General features: G+C 40.5%; 23 protein-coding genes and 1 other annotated feature. All 23 genes read left to right on the top strand.

The genetic code is table 11. From position 1 onward, the window contains the following. Window positions 1-3 precede the first annotated feature (3 nt). Complete coding sequence (gene sigE / locus LAV82_RS03065; protein ID WP_013058953.1) at window positions 4-723, top strand: RNA polymerase sporulation sigma factor SigE; 720 nt, start codon at window positions 4-6, stop codon at window positions 721-723. Window positions 724-871: 148 nt separating this feature from the next. Next, the gene (gene sigG, locus LAV82_RS03060) at window positions 872-1,651 is read left to right on the top strand and encodes an RNA polymerase sporulation sigma factor SigG (RefSeq protein ID WP_013058952.1); all 780 of its coding nucleotides are present in this window, start codon (window positions 872-874) and stop codon (window positions 1,649-1,651) included. A gap of 349 nt (window positions 1,652-2,000) precedes the next feature. Then, the gene (locus LAV82_RS03055; protein ID WP_013058951.1) at window positions 2,001-2,255 is read left to right on the top strand and encodes a YlmC/YmxH family sporulation protein; all 255 of its coding nucleotides are present in this window, start codon (window positions 2,001-2,003) and stop codon (window positions 2,253-2,255) included. Between the two features lie 74 nt (window positions 2,256-2,329). Beyond that, window positions 2,330-3,151, top strand: coding sequence for a peptidoglycan editing factor PgeF (pgeF, locus tag LAV82_RS03050; RefSeq protein WP_029320498.1), 822 nt, complete (start codon window positions 2,330-2,332; stop codon window positions 3,149-3,151). Window positions 3,152-3,158: 7 nt separating this feature from the next. After that, window positions 3,159-3,842 carry a YggS family pyridoxal phosphate-dependent enzyme gene (locus LAV82_RS03045; RefSeq protein WP_053487709.1) on the top strand — a complete coding sequence of 228 codons (684 nt, stop codon included), beginning with the start codon at window positions 3,159-3,161 and terminating at the stop codon, window positions 3,840-3,842. Between the two features lie 16 nt (window positions 3,843-3,858). Then, window positions 3,859-4,323 carry a cell division protein SepF gene (locus tag LAV82_RS03040; RefSeq protein WP_013058948.1) on the top strand — a complete coding sequence of 155 codons (465 nt, stop codon included), beginning with the start codon at window positions 3,859-3,861 and terminating at the stop codon, window positions 4,321-4,323. 3 nt (window positions 4,324-4,326) lie between these two features. Then, the gene (locus LAV82_RS03035) at window positions 4,327-4,596 is read left to right on the top strand and encodes a YggT family protein (protein ID WP_013058947.1); all 270 of its coding nucleotides are present in this window, start codon (window positions 4,327-4,329) and stop codon (window positions 4,594-4,596) included. Window positions 4,597-4,647: 51 nt separating this feature from the next. Next, window positions 4,648-5,421, top strand: coding sequence for a YlmH family RNA-binding protein (locus tag LAV82_RS03030; RefSeq protein ID WP_499715651.1), 774 nt, complete (start codon window positions 4,648-4,650; stop codon window positions 5,419-5,421). Between the two features lie 84 nt (window positions 5,422-5,505). Then, window positions 5,506-6,000 (top strand): DivIVA domain-containing protein, encoded by a 495-nt coding sequence (locus LAV82_RS03025; protein WP_013058945.1) that lies wholly within the window; start codon window positions 5,506-5,508, stop codon window positions 5,998-6,000. A 69-nt stretch (window positions 6,001-6,069) separates the two neighbouring features. Continuing rightward, window positions 6,070-6,290: a binding site (T-box leader), on the top strand. 70 nt (window positions 6,291-6,360) lie between these two features. Then, window positions 6,361-9,126 carry an isoleucine--tRNA ligase gene (gene ileS / locus LAV82_RS03020; protein ID WP_499715650.1) on the top strand — a complete coding sequence of 922 codons (2,766 nt, stop codon included), beginning with the start codon at window positions 6,361-6,363 and terminating at the stop codon, window positions 9,124-9,126. A gap of 170 nt (window positions 9,127-9,296) precedes the next feature. After that, window positions 9,297-9,584 carry a conjugal transfer protein TraR gene (locus LAV82_RS03015; protein ID WP_013058943.1) on the top strand — a complete coding sequence of 96 codons (288 nt, stop codon included), beginning with the start codon at window positions 9,297-9,299 and terminating at the stop codon, window positions 9,582-9,584. Window positions 9,585-9,664: 80 nt separating this feature from the next. Further along, window positions 9,665-10,132: a signal peptidase II gene (lspA, locus tag LAV82_RS03010; protein ID WP_013058942.1), complete on the top strand. Its 468-nt coding sequence runs from the start codon at window positions 9,665-9,667 to the stop codon at window positions 10,130-10,132. Continuing rightward, a complete protein-coding gene (locus LAV82_RS03005; protein ID WP_013058941.1) occupies window positions 10,129-11,043 on the top strand; it encodes an RluA family pseudouridine synthase in 915 nt (304 codons plus the stop codon). Before lspA ends, LAV82_RS03005 begins: the two co-directional genes overlap by 4 nt. A gap of 191 nt (window positions 11,044-11,234) precedes the next feature. Beyond that, entirely contained in the window at window positions 11,235-11,777 is a 543-nt protein-coding gene (gene pyrR / locus LAV82_RS03000) for a bifunctional pyr operon transcriptional regulator/uracil phosphoribosyltransferase PyrR (protein ID WP_013058940.1), read from the top strand. 156 nt (window positions 11,778-11,933) lie between these two features. Further along, complete coding sequence (locus tag LAV82_RS02995) at window positions 11,934-13,241, top strand: uracil-xanthine permease family protein (RefSeq protein WP_025750364.1); 1,308 nt, start codon at window positions 11,934-11,936, stop codon at window positions 13,239-13,241. 148 nt (window positions 13,242-13,389) lie between these two features. Beyond that, window positions 13,390-14,328 (top strand): aspartate carbamoyltransferase catalytic subunit, encoded by a 939-nt coding sequence (locus LAV82_RS02990; RefSeq protein ID WP_499715649.1) that lies wholly within the window; start codon window positions 13,390-13,392, stop codon window positions 14,326-14,328. Then, window positions 14,291-15,580 carry a dihydroorotase gene (pyrC, locus tag LAV82_RS02985; protein WP_499715648.1) on the top strand — a complete coding sequence of 430 codons (1,290 nt, stop codon included), beginning with the start codon at window positions 14,291-14,293 and terminating at the stop codon, window positions 15,578-15,580. Before LAV82_RS02990 ends, pyrC begins: the two co-directional genes overlap by 38 nt. Beyond that, complete coding sequence (locus LAV82_RS02980) at window positions 15,565-16,650, top strand: carbamoyl phosphate synthase small subunit (RefSeq protein WP_499715647.1); 1,086 nt, start codon at window positions 15,565-15,567, stop codon at window positions 16,648-16,650. Before pyrC ends, LAV82_RS02980 begins: the two co-directional genes overlap by 16 nt. Beyond that, window positions 16,650-19,862: a carbamoyl-phosphate synthase large subunit gene (carB, locus tag LAV82_RS02975; RefSeq protein ID WP_499715646.1), complete on the top strand. Its 3,213-nt coding sequence runs from the start codon at window positions 16,650-16,652 to the stop codon at window positions 19,860-19,862. Before LAV82_RS02980 ends, carB begins: the two co-directional genes overlap by 1 nt. Next, complete coding sequence (locus LAV82_RS02970; protein WP_013058934.1) at window positions 19,859-20,632, top strand: dihydroorotate dehydrogenase electron transfer subunit; 774 nt, start codon at window positions 19,859-19,861, stop codon at window positions 20,630-20,632. The genes carB and LAV82_RS02970 overlap by 4 nt, the downstream gene beginning before the upstream one ends. Continuing rightward, window positions 20,629-21,570 (top strand): dihydroorotate dehydrogenase, encoded by a 942-nt coding sequence (locus LAV82_RS02965; RefSeq protein ID WP_013058933.1) that lies wholly within the window; start codon window positions 20,629-20,631, stop codon window positions 21,568-21,570. The genes LAV82_RS02970 and LAV82_RS02965 overlap by 4 nt, the downstream gene beginning before the upstream one ends. Then, window positions 21,542-22,264, top strand: coding sequence for an orotidine-5'-phosphate decarboxylase (gene pyrF / locus LAV82_RS02960; RefSeq protein ID WP_013058932.1), 723 nt, complete (start codon window positions 21,542-21,544; stop codon window positions 22,262-22,264). Before LAV82_RS02965 ends, pyrF begins: the two co-directional genes overlap by 29 nt. Then, window positions 22,261-22,899 (top strand): orotate phosphoribosyltransferase, encoded by a 639-nt coding sequence (gene pyrE, locus LAV82_RS02955; protein WP_013058931.1) that lies wholly within the window; start codon window positions 22,261-22,263, stop codon window positions 22,897-22,899. The genes pyrF and pyrE overlap by 4 nt, the downstream gene beginning before the upstream one ends. The last annotated feature ends 30 nt before the right edge of the window (window positions 22,900-22,929 follow it).

Below are 22,929 nucleotides of genomic sequence, written 5' to 3'. Positions count from 1 at the left end.
AGAATGGCTACATATCGAATTCGATTTCAATTATGGTGGTACAAATTATTAATTAAACTTAAGCTAAAAACAGATGAAGTGTACTATATAGGAGGAAGTGAAGCTCTTCCACCCCCTTTAACAAAAGATGAAGAAGAAGTGCTCTTAAAAAAACTTCCATCAGGAGATGAAGCAGCACGTTCGCTGTTGATTGAGCGTAATTTGCGACTTGTTGTTTATATTGCCCGCAAGTTTGAAAATACGGGAATCAATATTGAGGATTTAATTAGCATCGGCACCATTGGTTTAATTAAAGCAGTAAACACGTTTAATCCTGAAAAGAAAATTAAGCTAGCGACGTACGCCTCTCGCTGTATTGAAAATGAAATTTTAATGTATTTGCGCCGCAACAATAAAATTCGATCTGAAGTTTCATTTGATGAGCCGTTAAATATTGATTGGGATGGAAACGAACTGTTATTGTCTGACGTGATGGGAACCGAAGAAGATATCATCACAAAAGACCTAGAAGCCAATGTAGATCGAAAACTCTTGTTGAAAGCACTGCACCAATTAAATGATCGTGAAAAGCAAATTATGGAGCTGCGTTTTGGGCTAGCCGGCGGGGAAGAAAAAACGCAAAAAGATGTAGCTGATATGCTAGGCATTTCTCAGTCTTATATTTCAAGGCTTGAAAAACGAATTATTAAACGGCTGCGAAAAGAATTTAATAAAATGGTTTAAGTAAAAAAGCTGATTGTATAAGGGCTGAGAAGCATCTTATACAATCAGCTTTTTTAGTGGAGAATTGTCAGAATTGTAAAAGTGCATATTTTTTCCTTCTGAGGAGATACTGAATTCAGAACATCATCTCCTGTTAGGAGGGAAAGAGTTGACAAGAAATAAAGTAGAAATTTGTGGAGTAGATACTTCGAAACTTCCCGTATTAAAAAATGAAGAAATGCGAAAGTTGTTTAAACAAATGCAGGCTGGAGATGGAACAGCAAGAGAAAAGCTAGTAAGCGGAAATTTACGTCTCGTACTCAGCGTGATCCAACGTTTTAACAATCGTGGAGAATTTGTTGATGACTTATTTCAGGTTGGATGTATTGGATTAATGAAATCCATTGACAATTTTGATTTAAGTCAAAACGTGAAGTTTTCTACATATGCTGTCCCAATGATTATAGGGGAAATTCGCCGCTATTTACGTGACAATAATCCAATCCGTGTTTCTCGTTCCCTTCGTGATATTGCTTATAAAGCTCTTCAAGTTCGTGAAAGACTTATGAGTGAAACATCCAAGGAACCTACAGCTGAGGAAATTTCAAAAGTCCTAGAAGTACCGCATGAAGAAATTGTGTTTGCTTTAGATGCTATCCAAGATCCGGTTTCTCTATTTGAACCTATTTACAATGATGGTGGAGACCCAATCTATGTCATGGATCAGCTAAGCGATGAACGCAACCGTGATTCAACTTGGATTGAAGAAATTGCTTTGCAAGAAGGTATGAGAAGATTGAACGAGCGAGAAAAACTAATTTTACGAAAGCGCTTCTTTCAAGGTAAAACACAGATGGAAGTGGCTGAAGAAATTGGTATTTCTCAAGCGCAGGTTTCTCGTTTAGAAAAAGCTGCTATTAAACAGATGAATAAAAATATTCAAAGTTAACAAAAGCTATCTAAACTGGCAGCTGCTCGCGTTCATACAATTAATACCATCCACTTTATTTGATGTTCAACTTAATAAGCATCGTGTCTATAAAAACAGACACGGTGCTTATTTTGTATGTATCGATGTATAATACATGACCAAAAGATGTTCATATCAGATTTCCTATTGCTGTGAGGACTTCTAGCTACTCATTGAGAATGTCTCTTGCTAAAAAACTGTGTAATTAGTAAACAAAATGCCTATAGAAAGAGAATGGCAGAGAAAAAAATAAGCTTTTCCTTCATGAAATGAAAATTTGAAAATATATATAGGCTAAGGAATAAAGTTGGCTATAGGAGGAGAGAGCATGTTAAAGATTTCAGAATTTCAGCTGAAAGATGTAGTGAATGTAGCTGATGGCAAAAAACTTGGAAATGTAGGGGATATTGATATTGACTTAACAACGGGAAAAATACAGGCCGTCATTATCGGAGGCTCTCGTGTATTGGGCTTCTTTGGAAAAGATGATGAAATTGTGATTCCGTGGAAAAATATTGTGAAAATTGGTTCTGATGTCATTTTAGTACGTTATAAAGACGCATTTCAGCCTGAAGAGAATTAGTTTTTTGTCAACAGCACCTAGCAATCTGTGGTACAATATGTGAGAACAAATGAAACAAGGGATGTGTCACATACATGAATCCTGAGCCATTAAAAAAAAGTCATCACGAGTCGTTTATGTGGCTGAGCCCTTGGGTAGAAAAGAATGATATGCTTGTTGCTGGTTTCACCACAAAAAATGGTGGTGTGAGTAAACCTCCATTTGCTTCTTTTAACCTAGGGCTTCACGTAAACGATAACGTAGAAGATGTTATTACAAATAGAAAAATTTTAGCAGCCGAACTAGACATGTCTTTTGAAAGCTTTGTATGTGCTGAACAAGTACATGAAGCAACTGTTCAAAAAGTAACAAAAGCCGACTGTGCAAAAGGAATCTACAAGTATGAAGAGGGCATAAAAGCAACGGATGGCATTTATACAAATGAATCTGATATTTTGTTAGCTTTATGTTATGCAGATTGTGTTCCGCTGTACTTCTATGCGCCTGATCACCATTTAGTTGGTCTTGCTCATGCTGGGTGGAAGGGAACAGTGAAAGATATTGCAGGAAATATGATTCGACGTTGGGTAGAGCAAGAAAATGTTCCGGTTGAAGATATTTACGTGGCGATTGGCCCTTCGATTGAAGATTGCTGTTATGTTGTCGATAACCGCGTCATTACACAAGTAAACGAAGTAGTTGGCCAAAATGGATATCAAGAAGTAAGCCCTGGACAATACGCGCTTAATTTAAAAAAAGTCAATAAGCTGCTGATTCAAAACGCAGGCGTATTGCCGGAACGAATTTTAACATCGTCGTATTGTACAAGCTGTGAAGATGACCTGTTCTTCTCACATCGCCGCGACCAAGGGAAAACAGGACGCATGTTTAACTTCATAGGCTTTAAGGAGGAGTAATTACATAGTGACAGCTAGCGTAAGTGAAAATCTAGAAGCAGTTCAACAAACAATTGCTGAAGCGTGTAAAAAAGTTAATCGAAATCGAGAAGATGTAGAGCTGATTGCTGTAACAAAATACGTTTCCACAAAACGAGCAGCAGAAGCAGTGGATGCAGGTATTTTACATCTCGGAGAAAACAGGGATGAAGGTCTTCTAGAAAAGTATGAATCAATCGGTGAGAAAGCGACCTGGCATTTTATCGGAAGCTTACAAACAAGAAAAGTAAAAAATGTGATTGATAAAGTTGACTATATTCATTCACTAGACCGATTATCTTTAGCAAAAGAAATTGATAAACGTGCAGAACATCGTATAAAATGTTTTGTACAAGTTAATGTTGCCGAAGAACAATCAAAGCATGGCCTTGCTGTAGAAGATGTAATTCCATTTATTCAATCTCTTGAAGCATTTGCAAATATCCAAGTGGTCGGATTGATGACAATGGCCCCTCACACAGATGATGAGTCTACGCTTCGCAGCTGTTTTAAAGGTCTAAAGAAATTGCAGAATCGCATACAAGAACTAAACTTGCCATATGCACCGTGTACAGAGCTATCAATGGGAATGTCAAACGATTATGCAATTGCAATTGAAGAAGGAGCAACATTCATTCGACTAGGAACCACGTTAGTTGGGAATGAACGTTAAGGAGGTGTAATTCAAGATGAGTATGAAAAATCGCTTTAGAAGTTTTTTTGCTCTTGATGACGATACTGAATATGTAGAAGAACATTACGAAGAAGAAGAGTCGGTAGAAGAGCCTGTACAGCAGTCGAGACCAGCGAAAGCTAGTCAGCAGCCGAATCAGCAGCAAAACGTGATTAGCTTGCAAAGCGTTCAAAAATCATCAAAAATGATGCTTTGCGAACCTCGCGTCTATGCCGAAGCACAAGAAATTACGGATCATTTAAAAAATCGTAAAGTCGTAGTTGTGAATTTACAGCGCATTCAACGAGATCAAGCAGTGAGAATTGTCGACTTTTTAAGTGGTACAGTTTATGCTTTAGGCGGGGACATTCAAAAAATTGGAACCGACATCTTTTTATGTACACCTGATAATGTAGACGTAAGCGGAAGCATTTCAGATATGATGGGAGAACATGATACAACAAACGTAAAGAGGTGGTAGTTTTTGGACATCGTTTTTGGGATTCTTGGAAAATTAATTGGGCTTTACTCATGGGCACTGATTATTTACATTTTGATGTCTTGGGTACCCGATGTAAGGGCGTCTAAGTTTGGTCAGCTGCTTGGCAGTATTTGTGAGCCTTACTTAGAGCCTTTTCGTAAAATCATTCCGCCTATTGGCATGATTGATATTTCACCTCTTGTCGCAATCTTTTTATTGCGGTTTGCGGAAAGAGGCGTGTATTCACTTAATAATGTGGTGGGGTTTATTTAAAAAAGGAATCGCTGGATTCCTTTTTTACATACCAATAGTAGGAGTAATAATATGTCTATTTATGAACATTTTAGGCAAGAAGAACATGGATTTATTGACCAGGTTCTTCAGTGGAAAGAAGATGTCCTACATCAATACAGCCCAAAGCTAACGGACTTTTTAGATCCAAGAGAGCAGCAGATTGTGACGGCTATTGTCGGGACTGAAGGAGAGGTTCAAGTTTCATTTGATGGTGGACAACCGTTTGCTGAACGCAAGCGTGCGCTGCTATATCCGGATTACTATGTACCTGAAAGCGAGGATTTTCAGTTGCGTATGTACGAGCTCAATTATCCTAAAAAGTTTGTGGCGATTGAACACCCTCAAGTTCTTGGTTCGGCGATGTCCTTAGGACTGCGCCGTTCAAAATTTGGCGATATTTTGGTCGCGGGAGACGATATTCAGCTTGTAGCTGCAGAGGAAATTTCTTCTTATATTGAGATGAATTTAACATCAATTGGAAAAGCCAAAGTTTCACTTTCTTCTATTCAAAGGGAACAGCTGCATGTGGTAAAAGAAGAGCTGATTGAACACGTTTATACAGTTTCTTCAATGAGGCTTGATGTTTTGCTGTCGACCATTCACAATTTATCAAGACAAAAAGTCCAGCCGTTTATTGCAAATGGAGCGGTAAAAGTAAATTTTAAAGTCATTGAACAGCCTTCTTTTGAATGTCATGAAGGTGATATTTTGTCACTTCGTGGTCACGGCAGAAGTCGTATCGTTTCACTTGAAGGTAAAACAAAAAAAGAAAAATGGCGAATTGTTGTAGGAAAGCAGAAATAAAGAAATCTACTAGCAGGAAATTTTAAAATTATGTCGAATAAACCATTACTAATGACGTAATGAGACAACACGGAGGTGGCCTAGATGCCTTTAACCCCTTTGGATATTCATAACAAAGAGTTTAATCGCGGATTTCGCGGATATGATGAAGATGAAGTAAATGAGTTTCTTGACCAAGTAATTAAAGACTATGAGCTGGTAATGCGTGATAAAAAGGAGTTAGAAGGAAGAGTATCTGAATTAACAGATCGTCTTGGACATTTTACTAACATCGAAGAAACGTTAAATAAATCAATTTTAATTGCTCAAGAAGCAGCGGAAGATGTGAAGCGAAACGCTGAAAAAGAAGCGAAGCTCATTATAAAAGAAGCAGAAAAAAATGCGGACCGTATTATTAATGAAGCACTGTCTAAGTCTCGTAAAATTGCGATGGACATTGAGGAGACGAAAAAGCAGTCTAAAGTATTTAGAACACGTTTCAAAATGTTAATCGAAGCACAGCTTGAAATGTTAAACAGCGACGACTGGGATCAGTTGATGGATTATGAGATGCCAGCGCTAGAAGAAAAAATTGACTAGTCAAGACATCATCTTGACTTCTCACGTTTTGTTGTCATATAATTTGGTAACAGATGAAATTTCATATCTAACAGTACGGAGACAGGGACAGTAGCTTTTTTAGTTTGTCAAAGCGAATCGAGGATGGTGTGAGCTCGATAACAAACAAAAAAGTGAAAATCACCCTAGAGTACCATTGCTGAACTGATGATAGTAAGCAGTGGCGGTTTATTCACGTTACGAATGCAAAGAGGATTTGCGTGCAGCAAATCTACTAGGGTGGTACCGCGGGAGGCCTTCTCGTCCCTTTTTGGGATGAGGAGGTCTTTTTGTTATGGTACAAAAAGATATGAAATTTACGTTTTTTTTGGAGGGTAAAACATGGAATATAAAGATACATTATTGATGCCAAAAACTGAATTTCCGATGCGTGGAAATTTACCGAACCGCGAGCCTAAAATGCAAGAACAGTGGGCTGAAATGAATATTTATGAAAAAGTACAAAAACGTACGGAAGGCCGTCCGCTATTTGTCCTGCATGATGGACCTCCATATGCGAATGGCGATATTCACATGGGACATGCATTAAATAAAATTTTAAAAGATTTTATCGTTCGCTATAAGTCGATGTCAGGCTTCTGCGCACCTTATGTACCAGGCTGGGATACACACGGTTTGCCAATTGAAACAGCTTTAACAAAAAATAAAAAAGTAAACCGCAAAGAAATGACGGTAGCTGAGTTCCGTAAGCTTTGTGAACAGTATGCTTGGGAACAAGTAAACGGCCAGCGTGAGCAGTTCAAGCGTTTAGGCGTACGCGGAGATTGGGATAATCCATATGTAACGCTTCAGCCACAGTACGAAGCGCAGCAAATCAAAGTGTTTGGTGACATGGCGAAAAAAGGCTACATCTACAAAGGGTTAAAACCTGTGTACTGGTCCCCTTCAAGTGAGTCTGCTTTAGCAGAGGCGGAAATCGAATACTATGATAAGCGTTCAGCTTCTATTTACGTAGCGTTTAACGTAAAAGATGGTAAAGGTGTGCTTGAACAAGATGAAAAATTCATCATTTGGACGACAACACCATGGACAATGCCAGCTAACCAAGGGATTGCTGTCAATCCTGAGCTTCAGTACAGCGTAGTTGAAGCAGATGGAGCGAAATATGTAGTGGCAACTGAACTGATTGAAACAGTTGCTAAAGAAATTGAATGGGCTGACTATAAGACGCTTCGTACGGTAAAAGGTTCAGAACTTGAGCGTGTAGTAGCTGAGCATCCAATCTACAAGCGCGATTCTTTAGTTGTTCTTGGCGATCACGTAACAACTGATGCTGGTACTGGGTGTGTTCATACAGCACCGGGACACGGGGAAGACGACTTTATCGTTGGTCAAAAATACGGTTTGGAAGTTCTTTGTCCAGTCGACAGTAAGGGTCACATGACGAATGAGGCGCCAGGATTTGAAGGATTATTCTATGATAAAGCGAACAAGCCGATTACAGACAAACTAGAAGAAGAAGGCGCGCTGTTAAAATTAAGTTTCATTACCCACTCATACCCACATGACTGGCGTACAAAGAAACCAACAATTTTCCGTGCAACGGCACAGTGGTTTGCGTCTATTAAAGATTTCCGTGAAGATTTATTAAAAGCAGTAGAAAAAACAAAATGGGTGCCTACTTGGGGTGAAACGCGACTTTATAACATGGTGCGTGACCGCGGAGACTGGTGTATTTCTCGTCAACGTGCATGGGGCGTTCCGATTCCGGTATTTTATGCTGAAAATGATGAGCCAATCATTACGGATGAAACAATCGAACACGTATCAAATCTATTTAGAGAGCATGGATCAAACGTATGGTTTGAGCGTGAAGCAAAAGACTTGCTTCCAGAAGGCTTTACTCATGAAGGAAGCCCAAATGGCCGCTTCACAAAAGAAACAGACATCATGGACGTATGGTTTGACTCTGGCTCTTCACATCAAGCTGTTCTTGAAGAGCGTGAAGACTTACAGCGTCCGGCTGATTTGTATTTAGAAGGTTCTGACCAATACCGCGGCTGGTTTAATTCAAGTCTTTCTACAAGTGTAGCTGTAACGGGTGAAGCACCTTATAAAGGGGTACTTAGCCACGGGTTTGCTTTAGACGGTGAAGGTCGCAAAATGAGTAAGTCATTAGGAAACGTTGTAATTCCAGAAAAAGTAATGAAACAACTAGGTGCAGATATTTTACGTTTATGGGTAGCTTCTGTAGATTACCAAGCTGATGTTCGTGTATCTGATAACATTTTAAAACAAGTAGCAGAAGTATATCGTAAAATCCGCAACACGTTCCGTTTCTTACTAGGAAACTTAGCGGACTTTAATCCAACAACTGATGCTGTAGCCGTTGAAGACCTTCGTGAAGTAGACCGCTACATGCTTGTGAAGCTGAACAAATTAATTGATAAAGTGAAAAAATCTTATGATTCATATGAATTCTCAAGCATTTATCACGCAGTGCATAATTTCTGTACAATTGATATGAGTTCATTCTACTTAGACTTTGCAAAAGATGTATTGTACATCGAAGCAGAAAATAATGTAGAGCGTCGCAGCATTCAAACGGTCCTTTATGAAACGTTATTATCGTTAACGAAATTAGTGTCTCCAATTCTTTCTCATACAGCAGACGAAGTATGGGTTCACATTCCAAATGTAACGGAAGAAAGCGTGCAGCTAGTTGATATGCCAGAGGTTCAAGAAATCGAAGGAGCAGATCAATTAGTAGAAAAATGGGATGCATTCATGGGGCTTCGTGATGAAGTATTAAAAGCGCTAGAACAAGCTCGTAATGAAAAAGTAATCGGTAAGTCTTTAGAAGCAAAATTAACGCTGTATCCAACAGCAGATACGAAAGAACTGTTAGCATCTATTTCTGAAAATGTAGGTCAACTCTTCATCGTTTCAGATCTTGAGGTAGCGGAAGGTGAAGCACCTGCTGAAGCACAAAAATTCAGCTATGCTTCAATTGTTGTAAGTAAAGCAGAAGGTGAGAAGTGTGAGCGCTGCTGGGTTGTATCACCAACAGTTGGCGAAGATCAAGATCACCCGACTTTATGTACACGCTGTGCGGATGTTGTGAAAAATCACTACGTTCAGCAGTAATTAACAAAAACACGTCCTTTTTGGGCGTGTTTTTTGCTGTACGAAATTCCCAAATACAATGGTATAAAGCATTTAAAGCCTTAGGAAAAACTTGTGTTGTAGATTCGATGGAAAACTCGGTAAACCTAACATCATTAATACTTCATCTTATCAGCACAGGAGGCGTTTGCATGTATGAAAATTATCTTTCCATTGGACAGGAATTAGCTCTTATTAAAGAAGAATTACAAGATCGCCTAGTGAGATATGCTACAGAACAATCTGGTTATATAGATGAAAAGGAACGTTATGTAATAGAAATGATTAAAGCAGATTTAAAAGATGTAGAACACGCGTTAGCAAAGCTTGACGTTGGTGCGTTCGGAATTGATGAACTAACTGGCGAAGTGATGTCTATTCATAAATTAAAAGTAATGCCGACGGCCCGCACAAACGAAGATTTATTTGTTTTATGGTGAGAAGCGAGAAAAAAAATGAATTATGTGCTAAAATGCTTTAGTATGGATTCGTTTGATTTTATTGCGGGAGGAAAACGTTTGTGTTTTATTATCTTATCGCTTTAGCTGTTATACTTATTGATCAGGTAACAAAATGGATGATTGTAAAAGAAATGTATTATGGACAAAGCATCACCGTAATTGAAAACTTTCTTTACATTACCTCTCATCGTAACAGAGGAGCCGCGTGGGGGATTTTACAAGGACAGATGTGGTTCTTTTATCTCATTACGGTGGTTGTGGTAATCGGTTTAATAATTTATATTCAAAAGCTCAAAAAACAAGATAAATGGTTCGGTATTGCGCTAGCATTAATGTTAGGCGGCGCCATTGGAAACTTTATTGATCGAGTGGTCCGTAAAGAAGTAGTTGATTTCGTAAATACATACATCTTTACGTATGATTTTCCGATTTTTAACGTAGCTGATTCGGCACTTGTCGTCGGAGTAATCATCATGTTTATTATGACGCTGTTTGAAGGGAAAATGAAGAAGGAGCACAAAGAATGAATGTAATTGAAACAGTTATAAATGAAGAACAAGCAGGAGAACGTATTGATAAAGTACTTTCGACTGTAAATGCAGAATGGTCACGTTCACAAGTGCAGCAGTGGATTAAAGAAGGTCACGCAAAAGTGAACGATAAAACCGTCAAAGGAAACTATAAATGTAAAACAGGAGACGCTATTATTATTGAAGTGCCGGAACTAGAAGAGCTTGATGTGGTAGCGGAAGAAATGGATTTAGATATTTATTATGAAGATCAAGATGTGCTTGTTGTAAATAAACCTCGCGGCATGGTTGTACATCCAGCTCCTGGTCATCATAGCGGCACGCTTGTAAACGGCCTAATGGCTCACTGTAAAGATTTATCCGGTATTAACGGCGTTATGCGCCCTGGTATCGTTCATCGAATTGATAAAGATACATCCGGTTTACTTATGGTTGCAAAAAATGATTTAGCCCATGAATCATTAGTTAGTCAGCTTGTAGCTAAAACAGTGACGCGTCGTTATAAAGCTATCGTTCACGGAGTAATTGCGCACGATCACGGTACAATTGATGCGCCAATCGGCCGAGATAAGCAAGATCGTCAAAGCATGACGGTGACTGATGAAAACAGTCGTGATGCAGTGACGCACTTTACTGTATTGCAGCGTTTTAAAGATTTTTCACTGGTCGAATGTAAGCTAGAAACGGGGCGAACACATCAAATTCGCGTTCATATGAAGTATATTGGCTTTCCGCTTGCCGGGGATCCGAAGTACGGACCGAAAAAAACGCTTCCGATTGACGGACAAGCGCTTCATGCAGGCGTATTAGGCTTTATTCACCCTCGTACAAATGAATATATGGAATTTGAAGCACCGGCTCCAAAAGAGTTTAATGAGATGCTAGAGCTTATTGAAAAAAGAAGTTGACAACTGCCATAAGTGATGGCATACTTGTATTAACTTAATAAGAACCTTTAAGAACAGTCCAGAGAGGCTGAGAAGGAAACGGTGCAGAAAAGGCATACTTATAGCCTTTTTGAAGAAATATGTCTAAAACCAAATCCTCTTGCCTCAAGGCAAGAGGATTTTTTTATGTCAACAACCTGAGGTGAAAAACAGTGAACGTAAAAGCTACCGTACTTGACGAACAGGCTATTCGCCGCGCTTTAACTCGAATTGCACATGAGATTATTGAAAAGAATAAAGGAATCGAAAATTGTGTGCTAGTGGGGATTAAAACGCGAGGTATTTATATCGCAAAACGTTTAGCAGAACGAATTGCACAAATTGAAGGAAATACATTGCCAGTCGGAGAACTAGACATCACGCTTTACCGAGATGATTTATCGAAAGTGACAAGCAATGATGAGCCTCTCGTAAAAGGATCAGATATTCCGACAGATATTGCAAATAAGAACGTCATCTTAGTAGACGATGTGTTATATACGGGTCGTACGGTTCGAGCAGCACTTGATGCACTGATTGATATCGGCCGACCTGAACTCATTCAGCTGGCTGTTTTAGTGGATAGAGGGCACCGCGAGCTGCCGATTCGAGCAGACTATGTTGGCAAAAACGTACCGACAGCTAAAAGTGAAAAAATTGCGGTGCATTTAATGGAAGTAGACGAAAAAGACCACGTGTCTATTTACGAAAAATAAATTATATACCCTTTTAAATGGTAGTCCCGTGAGGCTGCAAAAGGGGGGTCACTATACAAGGAAAACTATACTGCGGTATAGCGTCTTTCTTGTATGCTGAAAACCTCTTTGCCTCTGCGTAAAGAGGTTTTTTAATAGTGATAGGAGGAAAAACATATGAGTCAACAACGAGATTTTGTACTTGATATACATGATAAACCAAAAGCAGTAAATTGGTTAACATTGAGTCTACAGCATTTGTTTGCAATGTTTGGGTCGACGGTGTTAGTGCCGTTCCTAGTCGGGTTCAGCCCGGCAATTGCTTTGATTTCAAGCGGGGTAGGAACTCTTGCTTTCCTGCTCATTACAAGAGGTCAAATTCCTTCTTATCTTGGTTCATCGTTCGCGTTCATCACGCCAATCATTTTCGCAAAAGCTTCGTTTGGACCTGAAGAAACGATGGTTGGCTGTTTCTTAGCCGGACTTGTTTATGGAATTGTTGCTTTGATTATAAAAGGAACAGGAATTAATTGGATTATGAAGCTGCTTCCTCCGGTTGTAGTAGGACCAGTTATTATGGTTATAGGCTTAGGACTAGCTAATACAGCAGTAGGCATGGCTATGAACGATGCAAAAGGAAATTACAGCTTAACTTACCTGATGGTTGCCCTTGTGACACTAGCGATAACAGTTGCTTGCTCAATCTTCTTTAAAAATATTATCAGTCTGATTCCGGTACTGATGGGAATTATCGGCGGATACATCTTCGCTTATACACAAGGATTGGTAGACTTTTCAAAGGTAGTGAAAGCAGAGTGGATTGAAGTACCTCACTTCTACGTGCCGTTCGTCACATACACGCCGTCCATTTCATTAGGGATTGTGCTTATCATGGTACCTGTAGCAGTCGTAACACTCTCAGAACATATCGGACACATTCTCGTCTTAAATAAGATTGTGGATCGAAACTATATTGAAAAGCCAGGGCTGCACAGATCGATTTTAGGAGACGGAGTAGCAACTATGCTTGCTGCGCTGATCGGCGGACCGCCAAATACAACATACGGTGAGAACATCGGAGTGTTAGCCATCACAAAGGTGCTTAGCGTATTTGTGATAGCAGGAGCAGCAGTCTTCGCGATTTTGTTCGGGTTTGTCGGCAAAATCAACGCTCTTATTTCAAGTATACCAACGCCGGTCATGGGCGGGATTTCAATTCTCTTATTCGGAATCATTGCTTCATCAGGCTTGCGCATGATGGTGGATGCAAAGGTAGACCTTGGATCAAAACGAAACTTAATGATTGCTTCGATTATCTTAGTGTTAGGAATCGGAGGAGCACACTTAGATATCTCAGAACATGTAAAGATTGATAGCATGGCACTGTCTGCTATCATGGGAGTTCTGCTGAATCTAGTTCTGCCGAAAGAGAAGATAAAAGAAGCAGAAAACGTTCAACAAACGTCAGCACGAAAAATTTCATAGAACGCCTTTTAATTGAAATCCAGAGAGGTTTCTAAGGGTGTGTGAAAAGCGCGTTATAGACGAAGCTTGTTTTCTTACACCCTTTCTAAGTTAGAAAGGGTGTTTTTTATAAAGAAATGCGAGGAAAGCAAAAATGGAGGGAATCGATATGAAACATTTAGTGACAGTCTCAACACTAGAAACAAATGAAATTCTAGAGATTTTAGACAGCGCTGAAAACTATCGAACGAATAAACAAGGATGGAAACCGGAAGAGAAAATGTTTGTTGCCAACTTATTTTTTGAAGCGAGCACGCGTACTCGATGCAGCTTTGAAATGGCAGAACAGCAGCTAGGATTAACAACAATTCCGTTTGAAGTAACAACTTCAAGCGTCCAAAAAGGAGAAACGCTTTATGACACGATTGAAACATTAGCTTCAATCGGCGTTCAGTCAGTTGTTATTCGCCACCCGCAAGATCGTTATTATGAAGTACTGCAGGAAAAAGTATCGATTCCCATCATTAATGCAGGAGACGGATGCGGTCAGCATCCAACTCAGTGTCTGCTTGATCTACTGACGATTCGCCAAGAGTTCGGCTCGTTTAAAGGATTAAAAGTCGCAATAGTCGGAGATTTGCGACATAGCCGCGTAGCGAGATCGAATGCTGAAATGCTGACAAAACTAGGGGCGACCGTATATTTTGCGGGACCTGAAGAATGGAAAGATGAAGAGAACAGACACGGTACATATCTTGATATCGATGAAGCAATCGAAACGGTCGATGTTGTGATGCTGCTGCGTATTCAATTTGAAAGGCACGAAGAGAACACTTCAGAGCTTGCACAGAACTACCACAGCCGCTTCGGATTAACCGTTGAACGAGAGCGGAAAATGAAATCACATAGCATTATCCTTCATCCAGCTCCTGTAAACAGAGGAGTCGAAATTGCAGATGAGCTCGTTGAATGTGAACGATCAAGAATTTTTAAACAAATGCAAAATGGCGTGTACATTCGCATGGCAGTATTAGCAAGAGCGCTACAACCAATTGAAAGGGGACTTAATAATGACAACAATTATCAAAAATGCTACATGGTTAAATGAAGGAAAAATTGAAAAAGTCGAACTGAAAATTGAAAATGGTGTAATTGCTGAAATAGCTTCACACATCGACGTAGAGAATGAAGAAGTCATTGATGCAGGCGGGAACTTCTTATCACCGGGTTTAATCGATGTCCACGTTCACTTGCGGGAGCCAGGGGGAGAAAAGAAAGAAACGATTGAAACGGGTACTCTAGCAGCGGCAAAGGGCGGTTTTACAGCAATTGCTGCAATGCCAAACACGCGTCCAGTTCCGGATACTGTTGAACAAATGGAGTGGGTAAACAAGCGTATTGAAGAAACAGCACATGTTCGCGTATTACCATACGCATCGATTACCACTCGCCAATTAGGAAAAGAACTAACGGACTTTGAAGGCTTAAAAGAAGCGGGCGCATTTGCTTTTACAGATGATGGAGTAGGCGTTCAGTCAACAGGAATGATGCTGAAAGCGATGAAAAAAGCCGCTTCATTAAATAAAGCAATCGTTGCACACTGTGAAGATAATGATTTAATCAACAAAGGCTGCGTCCACGACGGAAAATTTGCAAAAGAACATGGACTAAACGGTATCCCTTCTATCTGTGAAGCCGTTCAAATTGCACGAGATGTACTGCTTGCTGAAGCAGCAAACTGTCACTACCATGTGTGTCACGTAAGTACAAAAGAATCCATTCGCGCCATTCGGGATGCAAAAAAAGCAGGAACTCGCGTAACCGCAGAAGTAACGCCTCATCATTTACTGCTAAATGAGGAAGACATCCCTGGGCTTGATTCAAACTTTAAAATGAATCCGCCGCTTCGAGGAAAAGATGATCAACAGGCATTAATTGAAGCTTTATTAGACGGAACGCTTGATTTTATCGCCACTGATCATGCACCGCACACAGCGGACGAAAAATCAGCAGGCATGGAGCTTGCGCCGTTTGGGATTGTGGGACTTGAAACAGCTTTCCCGCTTCTTTATACAAACTTGGTATTAAAAGAAGTAATGACGCTAGAGCAGCTAGTATCATATTTAACAAACAAGCCTGCTGACACGTTCAACCTTCCTTATGGCACCATCGAAGTAGGGAAACCAGCAGATTTAACTATCATTGATCTTGAAACAGAAAAAGCAATTAATCCAGAAGAATTTGTATCAAAAGGTAAAAATACGCCGTTTGCTAACTGGGTATGCAAAGGTTGGCCGGTAATGACATTAGTAGAAGGTAAACGAGTATGGGAGGATGTTAAAGCATGCAACGTCAACTAATTTTAGAAGATGGAACAGTATTTATCGGAAAAGGATTCGGCAGCGACAAAGAAATGACAGGAGAAGTTGTTTTCAACACGGGAATGACAGGATATCAAGAAATTCTATCTGATCCATCATACTGTGCACAAATTGTGACATTAACATATCCTTTAATCGGAAACTACGGTATTAACCGCGATGACTTTGAGTCGATTGAACCAGCTGTACACGGTTTGATTGTAAAAGAAATTTGTGATGCTCCTTCAAACTTCAGAAGCGAACTATCAGTAGATGAATTTTTAAAACAAAAAGATATTCCAGGATTAGCTGGAATCGACACAAGAAAATTAACGAGAAGAATTCGTCAGCACGGTGCGCTTCGCGGACGCGTGTGCAACATGGAAGTCAATGTAGAAGAAGTGGTATCACAGCTTCAAAATCATGAACTTCCGACTGACTCAGTTAAAAAAGTATCAACAGTGAAGCCTTACCCAAGCCCAGGCAGAGGTAAAAAAGTGGTACTCGTTGACTTTGGAATGAAACACGGAATTTTACGCGAATTAACAGCTCGTCAATGCGACGTGATTGTGGTTCCTTATAACGTAACTGCGCAAGAAATTCTTCAATTAAATCCAGATGGCATCATGTTGAGCAACGGACCTGGAGACCCAAAAGACGTACCTGAAGCAATCGAGATGATTCAAGGGGTTTTAGGAAAGGTTCCTCTTTTCGGAATTTGTTTAGGACATCAGCTGTTTGCGCTAGCATGCGGAGCAGATACAGAAAAAATGAAATTTGGTCATCGTGGATCCAACCATCCTGTAAAGGATCTAAAAACCAATAAAGTAGCTCTTACATCTCAAAACCACGGCTATACAGTATGTGAGCCATCTCTTGTCAACACGCCATTAGAAGTGACGCACGTTGCGCTTAACGATGGAACAGTTGAAGGAGTAAAGCATAAAGAATATCCGGCATTTACGGTTCAATATCACCCTGAAGCATCACCGGGACCTGAAGATGCAAACGGATTGTTCAACGAATTTATGGATCTTATGAAAAACAATCAGAAAGTAGGTAATTGCTAATGCCAAAACGTCAAGATATTAACACAATTCTCGTAATCGGATCAGGACCAATCGTCATCGGACAGGCGGCAGAGTTTGACTATGCAGGAGCGCAAGCGTGTATTGCGCTAAAAGAAGAAGGATACAAAGTTATTCTTGTGAACTCCAATCCTGCAACAATCATGACAGACTCAGAAATGGCAGATAAAGTATATATTGAACCTCTAACGGTTGAATTTGTAAGCTCAATTATTCGTAAAGAACGCCCTGATGCACTGCTTCCAACGCTTGGCGGTCAAACGGGACTGAACTTAGCGGTAGAATTACACGAAACGGGTATTTTAGAAGAATTTAATGTAGAAATTCTCGGGACAAAATTATCGGCGATTGAACAAGCTGAAGACCGTGAGCAGTTCCGTTCACTAATGAATGAACTAAATCAGCCTGTCCCAGCAAGTGAAATCATTCATTCGTTAGACGAAGCTTATGCGTTTGTTGAACAAGTAAACTATCCGGTAATCGTGCGTCCTGCTTATACGCTTGGCGGTACGGGAGGCGGAATTTGTAACAACGAGCAAGAGTTGATTGAAATTGTAACAAGTGGATTAAAACACAGTCCTGTAACACAGTGCTTACTTGAGAAAAGCATTGCAGGCTTTAAAGAAATTGAATATGAAGTAATGCGCGATGCAAACGATAATGCCATCGTAGTATGTAATATGGAAAACTTTGATCCGGTCGGTATTCATACGGGAGATTCAATTGTTGTAGCACCAAGCCAAACGCTAAGCGACCGTGAGTATCAGCTGCTTAGAAATGCTTCACTAACAATTATCCGAGCGCTTAAAATCGAAGGCGGATGTAACGTTCAGCTAGCACTAGACCCAGAAAGCTTCCAGTATTACGTAATTGAAGTAAACCCTCGTGTAAGCCGCTCATCGGCTTTAGCATCAAAAGCAACAGGGTATCCAATTGCAAAATTAGCAGCAAAAATTGCGGTAGGCTTAACATTAGATGAAATGATGAACCCGGTAACTGGGAAGACATACGCATGTTTCGAACCGGCACTAGATTACATCGTATCTAAAATTCCACGCTGGCCGTTTGATAAATTTGAATCAGCTAACCGTAAACTCGGTACACAGATGAAAGCAACAGGTGAAGTAATGGCAATTGGCCGCACGTTCGAAGAGTCAATTTTAAAAGCCGTACGCTCACTAGAGTCAAACGTTCATCACTTAGAGCTGAAAGATGCGCATGAATTTGATGATGCAATTATTGAAAAACGTATTCGCAAAGCTGGTGATGAGCGATTATTCTACATCGCAGAAGCGATTCGCCGCGGCATAACGATTCAGCAAATTCACGAGTGGAGCAAAATCGATCTCTTCTTCTTAGTAAAACTTGAAAAAGTGATTGCTTTTGAAAATGTGTTAAAAGAAGAGATTCATAACGTAGAAGTTTTACAGGAAGCAAAAGAAATGGGATTTGCAGACTGTACGATTGCTAAGCTATGGAATCAAACAGAGCGTGAAGTATATAACTTCCGCAAACAAAATGGCGTGATGCCAGTGTACAAAACAGTAGATACATGTGCAGCTGAATTTGAATCTACAACACCATATTTCTACGGTACATTTGAAGATGAAAACGAATCGATTGTTACAGATCGTAAAAGCGTTGTAGTGTTAGGGTCAGGTCCAATCCGCATCGGGCAAGGAATTGAGTTTGACTATGCAACAGTTCACTCCGTGTGGGCGATTAAAGAAGCTGGATACGAGGCGATTATTGTCAATAACAATCCAGAAACAGTATCAACTGACTTCAGTATTTCAGATAAATTATACTTCGAGCCGCTGACGATTGAAGATGTGATGCATATCATTGATTTAGAAAAACCAGAAGGTGTGGTCGTACAGTTCGGTGGTCAAACAGCAATCAACTTAGCAGACGAGCTAGAAGCAAGAGGGGTCAAGATTTTAGGAACGTCGCTTGAAAGCTTAGATGCAGCGGAAGACCGTAAAAAATTCGAAGCGACGCTAGCGCGTTTAGAAGTACCTCAGCCTCTTGGAAAGACGGTCACATCCGTAGAAGAAGCAGTAGTTGTGGCAAAAGAAATTGGTTATCCGGTGCTTGTACGACCTTCATATGTACTAGGCGGACGCGCAATGGAAATTGTGTATAAAGAAGAAGAACTGCTTCACTATATGAAACACGCGGTAAAAGTACACGCTGATCACCCTGTGTTAATCGACCGCTACTTAACTGGAAAAGAAATTGAAGTCGATGCCATTTCAGACGGTGAAACAGTGGTTATTCCAGGGATTATGGAACATGTAGAGCGCGCGGGTGTACACTCAGGTGACTCCATTGCTGTATATCCACCGCAAACTCTGTCACAGGATGTAAAAGATACAATCATTGATTACACAACACGTATTGCAAAAGGCTTAAACATTATTGGACTGCTCAACATTCAGTTCGTCTTATCAAAAGGAGAAGTGTTTGTTCTTGAAGTAAATCCTCGTTCAAGCCGTACGGTGCCGTTCTTAAGTAAAATTACGCGTATTCCGATGGCGAATGTGGCAACAAAAGTTATTTTAGGAACAAGTTTGCGAGAGCTTGGTTATGAATCAGGCATGCACCCTGAAGAAGAAGGTGTCTACGTAAAAGTGCCGGTCTTCTCATTTGCAAAGCTGCGTCGCGTAGATATTACGCTTGGACCTGAAATGAAATCTACTGGAGAAGTAATGGGGCAAGATTCAACGTACGAAAAAGCATTATATAAAGGACTAATTGCGTCAGGTATGTCCATTAAGCCGTACGGTTCAGTACTTATGACAGTAGCGGATAAAGATAAAGAAGAGGCAACAGCGCTAGCGAAGCGTTTTGCTAACATTGGCTACCAGGTGATTGCAACGGAAGGAACAGCTTCAACGTTTACAAAAGAAGACATTCGCGTAAAAGTAGTAAATAAAATTCATCATGAAGATCACAATCTTTTAGATGTGATACGAAAAGGTGAGGCGCAGCTTGTCATCAACACGCTAACAAAAGGAAAACAGCCTGCGCGTGACGGATTTAAAATTCGCCGTGAAGCAGTTGAAAATGGTGTACCTTGCTTAACATCACTTGATACAGCAGAAGCGATTTTACGAGTGCTTGAAACGATCAGCTTCCATACAACACCAATGAAAAAAGTTCGTCCAACTAAAGAGGTGACAACCGTATGATCAAACATGAAATGATGCAAGTCGTCAGTCAGCGACCGTTAACACACAATGTATATGAATTAACCCTTCAAGGCGAGCTTGTTCGTTTCATGAATGAGCCGGGGCAGTTTGTGCATATCCGCGTCAACAACGACTATTTGCCACTGCTTCGCAGACCAATCAGTATTGCAGAAATTGACCAAACGCACGAACAATTTACGATGATTTACCGTGCAGAAGGGGCGGGAACATCGCTGCTTGCCGAAAAGCAAGCCGGACAGTCGATTGACGTGTTAGGTCCGCTTGGCCACGGTTTTCCATTAGATACCATAGAGGCAGGTCAAACCGCTTTATTAGTAGGGGGAGGCATTGGAGTGCCTCCGCTCTATGAGCTTTCAAAAAGACTTCGTGAAAAAGGCGTGCAGGTTATTCACGTCTTAGGCTTTCAATCAAAAGCAGACGTATTTTATGAGCGAGAGTTTTTAGCTTTAGGAGAAACATATATTGCAACGGTAGACGGCTCTTACGGAACAAAAGGTTTTGTCACAACGGTGATTGACGAGCAGCAGTTTTCATATGATGTTATGTTTTCATGCGGTCCAACTCCGATGTTGAAAGCACTAGAAAATAATTATACAAACAAGCCGCTTTACATTTCTTTAGAAGAAAGAATGGGTTGTGGAATCGGCGCTTGTTTTGCATGTGTATGCAGAGAAAGTGAAGATTCTACGGCGTATAAAAAAATCTGCAGCGACGGTCCCGTCTTTCAAGCAGGGGAGGTGCTTCTATGAGCATGCTAAAAACGACATTGCCAGGATTAGATTTGAAAAATCCAATTATGCCAGCATCCGGCTGTTTTGGATTTGGACGTGAGTATGCTCAATTTTATTCACTTGATGCACTTGGAGCCATTATGATTAAAGCGACTACTGCTGAAACTCGTTTTGGCAATCCAACTCCTCGCGTAGCGGAAACATCTGCAGGAATGTTAAATGCAATCGGATTACAAAATCCTGGCTTAGAAAAAGTAATGAATGAAGAGCTCGTTTGGCTTCAGCAATATGATGTGCCGATTATCGCGAACGTAGCCGGTGCTTCAATTGAAGAATATGTGCACGTGGCAAAAGAAATTTCAACCGTATCAAATGTAAAAGCACTTGAATTGAATATTTCATGTCCTAACGTAAAAGAAGGCGGAATTGCGTTTGGCGTAGATCCTGTCATTGCTGCTCGTTTAACGAAAGCAGTAAAAGATGTTTCAAATGTTCCAGTTTATGTTAAACTATCACCAAACGTATCCAATATTGTAGACATGGCGATGGCTGTTGAAGAAGCTGGTGCGGATGGCTTAACGATGATCAATACGCTTCTCGGGATGCGTCTGGATTTGAAAACAGCTCAGCCGGTTTTAGCGAACGGCACAGGCGGACTGTCAGGCCCATCAATTAAACCGGTAGCGATTCGAATGGTATATGAAGTGAGCCAAAAAGTGAACATTCCAATTATCGGTATGGGCGGAGTGACGACTGCTGAAGATGCACTCGAGTTCCTATATGCAGGTGCAAGTGCAGTGGCGGTTGGTACAGCAAACTTTGTTGACCCATATGTATGCCCAACCATCATTGACGAACTGCCAAGGCTATTAACATCATTAGGATACGAGCATGTTTCAGAATGTATCGGAAGGAGCTGGAAAAAGCGTGAAGCAACCGTTAATCATTGCTCTTGATTTTTCATCAATTAACGATGTACAGCAGTTTTTAATGCCTTTTCAACAAGAGTCATTATTTGTGAAAGTAGGCATGGAACTGTTTTATAAAGAAGGGTTATCCATTATTTCTGCATTAAAAGAGCAAAACCACCAAATCTTTTTAGACTTAAAGCTTCATGATATTCCCAATACGGTAAAGCAAGGGATGAAGTCTTTAGCTTCTCTTGAAGTGGATTTGGTTAACGTTCACGCAGCGGGCGGAATGAACATGATGCAAGCAGCCGTTGAAGGACTTGACTTAGGAACCGCTGCCGGCAAAAAGCGCCCGGATTGTATTGCGGTTACTCAGCTAACGAGTACATCTGATGAAATGCTAAAAGAGCAGCAGCTCATTACACATTCGATGCAAGAAGTGGTTACGCATTATGCAGCACTTGCTAAAAAAAGTGGACTTGACGGCGTTGTATGTTCTACTCATGAAGTGCCTTCGATTCGAAAAGCAGCAGGAGAAGACTTTTTGACCGTAACGCCGGGTATTCGTATGGGCACAGATTCAGTAGATGACCAAGTCCGTGTGGCAACACCTCAGCTAGCGAGAGAATATGGCTCAAGTGCCATTGTCGTTGGACGTTCTATTACTAAAGCAAAAGACCCGCTTAAAGCATATTATGAGATGTTACAGCAGTGGAAAGGGGAGCGTATTACGCGATGACAAAACTACGAAAAGAAATTGCTAAACAATTAATTGATATTGAGGCAGTAAGCCTTCAACCAAACGAGCCGTTTACGTGGGCCTCTGGAATTAAGTCGCCTATTTATTGTGACAACCGTCTAACGCTTAGCTACCCGAAAGTGCGAAAAGAAATTGCAAAAGGTCTGCAGCATTTAATTAAAACGTATTTTGCCAATGCAGAAGTGATTGCTGGTACCGCTACAGCTGGTATCCCTCATGCAGCATGGGTAAGTGAAGCGCTAGAGCTTCCAATGTGCTATGTGCGAAGCAAAGCAAAAGAACATGGCCAAGGAAATCAGATCGAAGGAAAAGTAACAAAAGGTCAAAAAGTTGTTGTGATTGAAGATTTGATTTCAACTGGCGGAAGTGTGTTTACCGCAGTCGATGCATTAAAAGCGCAGGGGTGTGAAGTGCTGGGAGTTGTGTCTATCTTTACATATGAGCTGGAAAAAGCGCGTCAGCTGTTTAAAGAAAAAGAACTTCAAGTTTATTCGCTAACAGACTACTCTACGCTAGTAGAAGCGGCAAACGAAGCGGGATACATTGAAGAAGAAGCTATGGACAAACTATTTAAATGGCGTGAAAATCCTTCAGACCCTTCGTGGATGAACTAAACTAGATCTATATAATAAAACCCCCTTTCT

This window comes from Bacillus sp. ILBB4 (assembly GCF_035064545.1).
Taxonomy (GTDB): Bacteria; Bacillota; Bacilli; order Bacillales; family Bacillaceae_H; genus Priestia.
This window is presented reverse-complemented; position numbering and strand designations above follow the sequence as displayed.

Bases quoted from the DNA above. Each gene is read 5' to 3' on its own strand.
- sigE (WP_013058953.1), top strand. From the start codon at position 4: ATGGCTACATATCGAATTCGATTTCAATTATGGTGGTACAAATTATTA.
- LAV82_RS03055 (WP_013058951.1), top strand. From the start codon at position 2,001: ATGTTAAAGATTTCAGAATTTCAGCTGAAAGATGTAGTGAATGTAGCT.
- pgeF (WP_029320498.1), top strand. From the start codon at position 2,330: ATGAATCCTGAGCCATTAAAAAAAAGTCATCACGAGTCGTTTATGTGG.
- LAV82_RS03040 (WP_013058948.1), top strand. From the start codon at position 3,859: ATGAGTATGAAAAATCGCTTTAGAAGTTTTTTTGCTCTTGATGACGAT.
- LAV82_RS03030 (WP_499715651.1), top strand. From the start codon at position 4,648: ATGTCTATTTATGAACATTTTAGGCAAGAAGAACATGGATTTATTGAC.
- LAV82_RS03025 (WP_013058945.1), top strand. From the start codon at position 5,506: ATGCCTTTAACCCCTTTGGATATTCATAACAAAGAGTTTAATCGCGGA.
- ileS (WP_499715650.1), top strand. From the start codon at position 6,361: ATGGAATATAAAGATACATTATTGATGCCAAAAACTGAATTTCCGATG.
- LAV82_RS03015 (WP_013058943.1), top strand. From the start codon at position 9,297: ATGTATGAAAATTATCTTTCCATTGGACAGGAATTAGCTCTTATTAAA.
- LAV82_RS03005 (WP_013058941.1), top strand. From the start codon at position 10,129: ATGAATGTAATTGAAACAGTTATAAATGAAGAACAAGCAGGAGAACGT.
- LAV82_RS02995 (WP_025750364.1), top strand. From the start codon at position 11,934: ATGAGTCAACAACGAGATTTTGTACTTGATATACATGATAAACCAAAA.
- LAV82_RS02990 (WP_499715649.1), top strand. From the start codon at position 13,390: ATGAAACATTTAGTGACAGTCTCAACACTAGAAACAAATGAAATTCTA.
- pyrC (WP_499715648.1), top strand. From the start codon at position 14,291: ATGACAACAATTATCAAAAATGCTACATGGTTAAATGAAGGAAAAATT.
- LAV82_RS02980 (WP_499715647.1), top strand. From the start codon at position 15,565: ATGCAACGTCAACTAATTTTAGAAGATGGAACAGTATTTATCGGAAAA.
- carB (WP_499715646.1), top strand. From the start codon at position 16,650: ATGCCAAAACGTCAAGATATTAACACAATTCTCGTAATCGGATCAGGA.
- LAV82_RS02970 (WP_013058934.1), top strand. From the start codon at position 19,859: ATGATCAAACATGAAATGATGCAAGTCGTCAGTCAGCGACCGTTAACA.
- LAV82_RS02965 (WP_013058933.1), top strand. From the start codon at position 20,629: ATGAGCATGCTAAAAACGACATTGCCAGGATTAGATTTGAAAAATCCA.
- pyrE (WP_013058931.1), top strand. From the start codon at position 22,261: ATGACAAAACTACGAAAAGAAATTGCTAAACAATTAATTGATATTGAG.